Here is a 4,116-nt window from a genome sequence, read left to right on the forward strand (position 1 = left end):
GAGAATCGCTCACCGGTTGCGTGACGTGGCGCTCGCTTCAACTTTGCCCATAGCGTGCCACGAAGTTCCGCAGGATGCGTTCTGGCATATGCACATCGCTGGCGCGGCAGAGCCCGATCAGCCGGTCGGCATCCTCGGGCGGGAAATAGCCCTTTTCGCGGTACATGCGGATGCGCAGTTCGAACCCGTCGCTGTCTGCTTCCGGGTGGAACTGGGTGGCATAAACGTTCCGGCCATAGCGGATCATCTGATAGGGGCACGGGTCCGATGCCAGCAGGTGCACGACCCCATCCGGCAGGGCCTGAAGCGCTTCCTTGTGACCGACGAAAGCCTGAAACCGCGCGGGCAATCCGGCCAGAAGCGGATCCCCTGCCCCGTCCGGTGTTACCTCGCATAAGGTTGCACCCACCGGTTCGCCGTATCTGACCTTGTTCACCTGCCCGCCAAGATGGTGCCCCAGAACCCCGATCCCGTAGCAGCAGCCAAGGAAAGGCACGTCGCGCCCGGTGATTTCGGGCATAAGACCAAGGACCGCATCCTCGATCCGTTTCTCGACCGGCGACTTGTCTTCGGGTGCATCGCTGACACAGCCCGGACCGCCACCGACAATGACACCGGAATAGGCCGAGAGGTCCAGACCGGCGGGTATATCCTCCTGATCCAGCCGGATGCGGTGCACCGCGTCCGATGCCAGCCCGCCTTTCCGCAGGAAGGCCGCGAATTCATCATCGGCCGCCTCTGCCTCAGGGCGGAGCTGCAGGATCAAAAACGGCTTGGTCACGCCGGCATCCGCTCCTCGACGATGGCGGCCCACCAGGAACAGCCCGCTGGGATCGCTTCGTCATTGAAGTTGTATTCGGGGTGATGGACCATTGCCGTATCGCCGTTGCCGACAAGGATATAGGCACCCGGGCGTTCCTCCAGCATATAGGCGAAATCTTCGCCGCCCATGATCAGGGGGGCCTTGCCGCAATCGCCTGCGACCTTTTTCGCGGCGCTGGCGGCGAATTCGGTCTCGGCCTCGGAATTCACCATCACCGGGTAGCCGAGCATATAGTTGACATCCGCCCTGGCGCCATAGGCATCCGCCGTCGCCTCGGCGATCTTGATCACGCGGGCCTGCGCCAGCTTGCGCACATCGCGGTCGAGCGTCCGCACCGTCCCTTTCAGCTTCACTTTCTGCGGGATGACGTTGAAGGCCTTGGACTCGGTCTCAAAGCTTGTCACTGACACGACGACCTGACTGACCGGATCGACATTGCGGCTGGCGATGGTTTGCAGCGCGATGACGATCTGGCTGGCGACCACGGTCGTGTCGATGGTTTCATGCGGTTTGGCGGCATGGCCGCCCCGGCCTTCGATGTCGATCTCGAACTGGTCAGTGGCGGCAAAGAACGATCCGGATCGGATTGCGAAACTGCCGACCGGCTGGCCCGGCCAGTTATGCATGCCGTAGACCTCCTGAATGTGAAACCGCTCCATCATTCCGTCTTCGCACATTTCGCGCCCGCCGCCGCCGCCCTCTTCGGCAGGCTGGAAGATGACGATGACGGTGCCGTCAAAATTGCGGGTCTCGGAGAGGTATTTGGCAGCGCCCAGCAGCATCGCTGTGTGGCCGTCATGGCCGCAGGCATGCATCTTTCCGGGCGTTTTTGAGGCATAGGGCAGCCCCGTCGCCTCAATGATCGGCAGCGCGTCCATATCGGCGCGCAGGCCCACAACCTTGCCCTTTGTATCCGCCTTGCCCCTGATCACGCCGACAACGCCGGTGCGGCCGATCCCCTCGACCACCTCATCACAGCCGAAATCGCGCAAGAGCCCCGCGACCTTGCCCGCAGTCCGGTGGGTATCGAACAAAATCTCAGGGTTTTCATGAAAGTCGCGGCGCCATTCGGTGATTTCCGGCAACAGCTCGGCGAAGCGGTTCTTGATCGGCATGGTTCTGACCTTCGGGTTGAGTGCGGCGGGATCGTCGGCGAAATCGTCCCGGGCCGCAAGGGCGGTCAGCGGTCGATCAGGCCGTACCAACTATAGGCAAGCGGCAAAAGCGCCCGGCGCAGACGACCGAAGGGGAACCGCGCGGGCGAGGCGGCCATCAGGGCGGGCGCCCCGACCTGCCCTGTCGCCAATCCGGCCAATAGCTTGCCGGCATAGGAGCCGAGCGCCACGCCATTGCCGTGATAGGCGAACCCCGCCCAGGCATCGGGCCAGTCGCCAATGGGTCCGGCATAGGGTGTCAGGTCGCGCGACAGGCAGACAAAGCCCGACCAGAAATGCGGGGTTTCCACATTGGCCCAGGCGGGGAACATTGCCTCAAAATCGGCACGCGCCCGCGCCTTCATCGCCGCCTGCGCTGCAGGGCTTGCGCTGGTGCCACCGCGCAGACCGAACAGGAACCGGCGATTGGGCATCAGGCGGAAATAGTGCAGCAGGTGGCGCGTATCATAGGCCATCAGATCGCTCGACCAGCCCTGCGCGGCAATCTCAGCTTCGGTCAATTCCCGCGTCACCAACACCGCCGATTGCGCCGGCAGGTAGCGTCCGGCCATCCAGTCCGGCACATCCTCGCTCGAATAACCATTGGTGGCGATGATCAGCTTATTTGCGATCAGCGTGCCCTCGGGCGTAGTCAGCCGGTATTCGCCATCCGCGCGCACGACACCGATGACGGGAGAATTCTCGTAGATCCGCGCGCCCGCCTCCTGCACCACTTGGGCAAGGCCGAGCACGTATTTCAGCGGGTTGAGCGCGAAGCCCAGGGGAAAGCGGATCGCGCCGTGAAAGCCCGCCCCCACCAGTCCTTCACCCGCCAGCTCCCCCGGCCCGATGACATCGACCTTGACGCCGTAGTCGCGCTCACGCTCCCGCGCCTCCGCGCGCAAGCCCACGAAATCCTTCGACCGGTGCGCCATCACCGCCTCACCGCCGCGCGAATGGGCGTCGGCATCGACAGAATGACGCGCAAGGAAGTCCGAGACATGTTCGGCCGAGGCGGCCTGCGCCCGGTGCCAGTCGGCCATGCCCTCTGGCCCGAACCGGCGCAGAAGCGAGGTATCGCTGGCCTTGGTCCCGCCGATACAGGCAAAACCGCCATTGCGGCCCGAGGCGCCCCAGCCGATGCCATTGGCCTCCAGCACCGCGACATCGGCCCCGGCATCGCGCGCCAGATGCAGTGCGGCGTTCAGCCCGGTATAGCCGCCGCCGATGACGGCCACCTCAGCCCGCACCTCACCCTTCAGTGCGGGACCCCGCAGAGGACGGGCAATGGTGGTGTCCCAGTAGCATTCCGCCACCGGGCCATCACCATAGCCGTGATCCTCATAGATACGGCGCATGGCTTGCCTCAGGTCCGCACCGCCGCCTGTTCATCCGCGCGCTGCTTGGCAATCGACCGCTTGGAGATCAGCGAGGCGGTGATCACGCCCACTGTCACGATGGAGATCATGATCGTCGAGAGCGCATTGATTTCCGGGCTGACACCAAGGCGCACTGATGAGAAGATTTTCATCGGCAATGTTGTCGAGGACGGCCCCGCCGCAAAGGACGCAATGACGAGGTCGTCGAGCGACAAGGTGAAGGCCAGAAGCCAGCCCGAGATCACCGCAGGCGCGATGATCGGCAGGGTCACCGACTTGAACGCATCGAAGGGCGTGCAGCCAAGGTCCAGCGCCGCCTCTTCCAGCGACTGATCGAAGGTCACGAGGCGAGAAGAGACGACGACCGAAACATAGCACATCGTAAAGGTCGTATGTGCCAGCACGATGGTGGTGACACCGCGGTCAAGCCCGATGGCGATGAAGAGAAGCAGCATCGCGAGACCGGTGATCACCTCTGGCATCACCAGAGGCGCATAGATCATCCCGGAAAACAGCGTCCGCCCCCGGAACCGCCCCGCACGCACCATCACATAGGCCGCGAGCGTACCGAGGATCGTCGCCAGAGTTGAGGACAGGACGGCAACCTTCAGCGTGACCCAGGCCGCGTTCAGGAAGGCGTCGTTCTGCAACAGCTCGCCGTACCATTTGGTCGAGAACCCGGCCCAGACCGTCACCAGCTTCGACTCGTTGAACGAGAAGATGATGAGGATGATCATCGGCAGATAGAGGAAGGTGAAGC

At 63.5% G+C, this 4,116-nt stretch carries 4 protein-coding genes; all 4 read right to left on the reverse strand.

The window, feature by feature from the left end; genetic code table 11:
• Positions 1-37: 37 nt before the first annotated feature.
• Positions 38-781, reverse strand: coding sequence for a glutamine amidotransferase (locus WBB85_RS03880; protein WP_432637308.1), 744 nt, complete (start codon positions 779-781; stop codon positions 38-40).
• Positions 778-1,938 (reverse strand): M20 aminoacylase family protein, encoded by a 1,161-nt coding sequence (locus WBB85_RS03885; RefSeq protein ID WP_432637309.1) that lies wholly within the window; start codon positions 1,936-1,938, stop codon positions 778-780. Before WBB85_RS03885 ends, WBB85_RS03880 begins: the two co-directional genes overlap by 4 nt.
• Before the next feature lie 65 nt (positions 1,939-2,003).
• A complete protein-coding gene (locus WBB85_RS03890) occupies positions 2,004-3,335 on the reverse strand; it encodes an NAD(P)/FAD-dependent oxidoreductase (protein WP_432637310.1) in 1,332 nt (443 codons plus the stop codon).
• 8 nt (positions 3,336-3,343) lie between these two features.
• A partial coding sequence (locus WBB85_RS03895; protein ID WP_432637311.1) for an ABC transporter permease occupies positions 3,344-4,116 on the reverse strand: 773 nt, incomplete at its 5' end.

Origin of the sequence: Albidovulum sp. (assembly GCF_049646345.1) — a bacterium.
In the GTDB taxonomy this organism is placed as follows: domain Bacteria; phylum Pseudomonadota; class Alphaproteobacteria; order Rhodobacterales; family Rhodobacteraceae; genus Albidovulum.